This window comes from Mycobacterium sp. E3198 (genome assembly GCF_001667015.1).
GTDB lineage: Bacteria > Actinomycetota > Actinomycetes > Mycobacteriales > Mycobacteriaceae > Mycobacterium.
Map to the genome: position 1 here is coordinate 1 of NZ_LZIS01000182.1, position 3,073 is coordinate 3,073.

At 72.3% G+C, this 3,073-nt stretch carries 3 protein-coding genes; 1 reads left to right on the forward strand and 2 read right to left on the reverse strand.

Annotated features, from left to right (window positions below; all coding sequences use genetic code 11):
- Positions 1-991: amidohydrolase (locus tag A5673_RS20385; RefSeq protein ID WP_068236532.1), on the reverse strand; the 991-nt coding region annotated here is incomplete at its 3' end.
- On the reverse strand, positions 988-2,184 hold the full coding sequence (locus tag A5673_RS20390; protein WP_068236534.1) for an amidohydrolase: 1,197 nt from the start codon (positions 2,182-2,184) through the stop codon (positions 988-990). The genes A5673_RS20390 and A5673_RS20385, both read right to left, overlap by 4 nt.
- A 174-nt stretch (positions 2,185-2,358) precedes the next feature.
- Here A5673_RS20390 and A5673_RS20395 point away from each other — a divergent pair.
- The coding region (locus A5673_RS20395; RefSeq protein WP_156748421.1) for a PPE family protein at positions 2,359-3,073 on the forward strand (715 nt) is incomplete at its 3' end.

Below are 3,073 nucleotides of genomic sequence, written 5' to 3' on the forward strand. Positions count from 1 at the left end.
CGCCGCCGGACTGCCGGGTGTCGGCCAGCGCGTCGGGGCCGAGGGCTTCGATGGCGTGGGTGAGGATGCGCGTCGAGACGTCCTCGTTGACCACCGGCGGCACCCCGCGCCGGTAGGCCAGCGTGTGCTCGATCGCCAGCGGGGACAGCAGCGCGGACACGGTCTCGCGGATGATGTCCTGCATGGCGACCCAGGTCTGTCGGCTCGCGGTGCGCACGGTGCCGGCCAGCACGCCCGTCTGCGGGATCGCGTTGGGGGCCACCCCGGCGTTGACGGCGCCCCACACCAACACCGTCCCGTTGCGCGGGTCGATGCGCCGCGACAGCACCCCGGGCAGCCCGGTGATCAGCGTGCCGAGGCCGTAGACCAGGTCGGCGGTCAGGTGCGGCCGCGAGGTGTGCCCGCCCGGCGAATACAGCGTGATCTCCAGCTGGTCGGCCGCGGAGGTGATCGGGCCCTGCCGAACCGCGATCTTGCCGACCTCCAGCCGCGGGTCGCAGTGCAGGGCGAAGATCCGCGACACCCCGGACAGCGCCCCGGCCGCGATCGCGTCGATCGCCCCGCCCGGCATCAGCTCCTCGGCGGCCTGGAAGATCAGCCGCACCCCGATCGGCAGCTCCGGCACCGACGCCAGCGCGAGCGCCGTGCCCAGCAGGATGGCGGTGTGCGCGTCGTGCCCGCAGGCGTGCGCGACGTTGGGCATCGTGGAGGTGTACGGCGCGTCGGTCCGCTCGGCCATCGGCAGCGCGTCCATGTCGGCCCGCAGCGCGATCCTCGGCTCGTGCTCGGGCCCCAGGTCGCAGACCAGCCCGGTCCCGCCGGGCAGCACCTTCGGGTTCAGCCCCGCGTCGGCCAACCGCTCGGCGACGAACTGCGTCGTCGCGTACTCCTGGCGGCCCAGCTCCGGATAGCGGTGGATGTGCCGGCGCCACGAGACCAGGTCGTCGTGGTGCGCGGCCAACCACGACTCGGCGCTGTCGACGAGGCTCACGCGCGCACCCCCCGCCGGTGCTGCGCCTGAAGCACCCGGTCGCGTTCGCCCGGGGTCTGGGCGAGGTGAACGACGGTGCGCGCCAACATGATCGCGCCGTCGACGACCGCGCGGTCGGCGCTGGGACCCGCGGCGGCGGCGGCGAAGGCGCGCTGGTGCACCGTCGCACCGCCGGCGTCGACGCCGATCACCGGGTGGATGCCGGGCAGCACCTGCGTCACGTTGCCCATGTCCGTGCTGCCCATCGGCAGCGCCGTCTCGACTTCGGCCGCCACCGGCTCGCGCCCGAGCCGGCGCATCTCCTCCCGGAACACGTCGGCGAGCCAGGGGTCGGGGTGGAGCTCGGCGTACGGCGGCGCGGGGCTGTCGATCTCGTACTCGCAGCCGGCGGCCAGCGCGCCCGCGGCGAAACACGCGTACATCCTGCCCTCCAGCTGGCTCAGCGAGTCCGAATCGAGCGCCCGCATCGCGTACTGCAGCGCCGCGTGCCCGGGGATCACGTTGACGGCCTGCCCGCCGTCGGTGACGATCCCGTGCGTCATCTGACCCGGCGCCAGTTGCTGGCGCAGCAGCCCGACGGCCACCTGCGCGACGGTCACGGCGTCGGCGGCGTTGAGCCCCAGGTGCGGCGCGACGGCGGCGTGCGATTCCTTGCCACGGTATTTCACCGTCACTTCCGACAACGCCAGCGAGCGGGCCGCGGCGATGTCGGCCGGCCCGGGATGCACCATCACCGCCACCGCGACGTCGTCGAAGGTCCCGGCCTCCAGCAGCAGCGCCTTGCCGCCGCCGGCCTCCTCGGCGGGGGTGCCCACCAGCGCCACCCGCAGCCCCAGGTCGTCGGCCACCTCGGCCAGCGCCAGCGCGGCCCCCACCGCCGCCGCGGCGATGATGTTGTGGCCGCAGGCGTGCCCGATCTCGGGCAGCGCGTCGTACTCCGCGCACACCCCGACGACCAGCGGTCCGCTGCCGAAGTCGGCGCGGAACGCGGTGTCCAGACCGCCGGCGCGCGCGGTGATCTCGAAACCGCGCTCGGCGACCAGCGCCTGCGCCTTGGCGCAGCTGCGGTGCTCGGCGAACGCGAGCTCGGGCTCGGCGTGGATGGCGTGGGACAACTCGACGAGGTCGGCGCCACGTCCCCGCGCGACGTCCTCGACGCGACCTAGCGGGTGGTCTAACGAGCGAGCGGGCACTCTCGCAGTATCCCACCGCCGCGATTCGGTCTCGTCACCCGAAGTCCCTTCGACAGCCCGCGCGCACATACCAAACCGATTACTATGGCGTACGCCACTCTAGTGGACCAAAAGTATGAAACTCTGCTATCTATATGACATCTGTTTAAGTCAGTCCCACCCGAAGGACGCGTGATGAGCTTCTTGGTGCTGCCCCCGGAGATCAACTCGTTGCGGATGTTCGTCGGCGCGGGGTCGGCACCGATGTTAGAGGCCGCGGCGGCCTGGGACGGCCTGGCCTCCGAGCTCGCGTCGGCGGCGTCGTCGTTCGCGTCGGTGACCTCCGGGCTGACGCAGCAGGCCTGGCAGGGCCCGGCATCGGCGGCGATGATGGCGGCGGCCACCCCCTACGCGGGGTTCCTGAGCGCGGCCGCCGCGCAGGCCCAGAACGCGTCCGCGCAGGCCCAGTCGGTCGCCGCGGTGTTCGAGTCCACGCTGGCGGCGACGGTGCACCCGGCGGTGGTCGCGGCCAATCGCACCGACCTGGTGTCGCTGGTGGTGTCGAACCTGTTCGGCCAGAACGCGCCGGCGATCGCGGCCACCGAGGCCGAGTACGAACAGATGTGGGCCCAGGACGTCGCGGCGATGGTGGACTATCACGCCGGCGCGTCGGCGGCGGCCGCCCAGCTGCCGTTGGCGCTGCAGCCCCTGGACAGCATCTTCGGGTTCCTGGACAACATCCCGGGCTTCAACTTCCTCGGCATCGGCAACGCCAAGCTGCTGACCCTGGGCATCGGGAACACTCAGGCCTGGAACCTGGGCAGCGGCAACAACGGCCAGATCAACCTGCTGGGCAGCGGCAACCTCGGCGACGTCAACCTCGGCAGCGGCAACATCGGCTTCTTCAACC